1 protein-coding gene is annotated in these 989 nt (G+C 75.2%); it reads left to right on the forward strand.

Annotation, left to right across the window (positions count from 1 at the left end; genetic code table 11):
• The coding region (locus CCN56_RS40065) for an MFS transporter (protein ID WP_107484317.1) at positions 1–989 on the forward strand (989 nt) is incomplete at both ends.

Below are 989 nucleotides of genomic sequence, written 5' to 3' on the forward strand. Positions count from 1 at the left end.
CGAACTGCCACATGGCGCCGCCGGACTGCTCCTCTCCGGGACCGCCGGCGCCATGTGGCAGTTCGTCCTCGGCCGGGCCGTGCAGGGGCTCGGCGGCGGCCTCGTCATCGTCGCCCTGTACGTGGTCGTCGGCCGCGCCTACTCCGAACACCTCAGGCCCGCGATCATGGCCGCCTTCGCCGCCTCCTGGGTCATCCCCTCCGTCGTCGGACCCCTCGCCTCCGGGACCGTCACCGAGCACCTCGGCTGGCGCTGGGTCTTCGTCGGCATCCCCGTCCTCGTCGTCTTCCCGCTGGCCCTCGCCCTCCCCGCGATACGCCGCACCGCCTCGGGCCCCGCCGACCCGGCCGCGCCCGTCGTCCCCTGGGACCGGCGCGGGATCCTGCTGGCCCTCTCCATCTCGGCCGGCGCGGCGCTCCTCCAGTACGCCGGCCAGGAGCTGCGCGTCCTGTCCCTGCTGCCCGCCGCGGCCGGGCTCGCGCTCCTCGTGCCCGCCGTCCGCGGGCTGCTGCCGCGCGGCACCTACCGGGCCGCCCGCGGACTGCCCTCCGTCATCCTGCTCCGCGGCGTCGCCGCCGGGTCCTTCATCGCCGCCGAGTCCTTCGTCCCCCTGATGCTGGTCTCCCAGCGCGGCCTCAGTCCCACCCTGGCCGGCTTCTCCCTCGCCGCCGGCGGCCTCACCTGGGCGCTCGGTTCCTGGATCCAGTCCCGGCCGTGGACGGAGCCGTACCGGGAGCGGCTCGTCGTCCTCGGCATGGTCCTCGTCGCGCTCGCCATCGCCACCGCGCCCAGCGTGCTCATCGCCTCGGTGCCGGTGTGGACGCTCGCGGTGGCCTGGGGCTTCGGCTGCCTCGGCATGGGCGTGGTGATCGCCTCCACGAGCGTGATCCTGATGAAGCTCTCCGCCCCGGAGGAGGTGGGCGCCAACTCGGCCGCCCTCCAGATCTCCGACGGCCTCTCCAACGTCCTGCTGCTCGCCGCCGGCGGCG

Origin of the sequence: Streptomyces sp. NRRL B-24572, assembly GCF_002156145.1 — a bacterium.
Classification (GTDB): Bacteria; Actinomycetota; Actinomycetes; order Streptomycetales; family Streptomycetaceae; genus Streptomyces; species Streptomyces vietnamensis.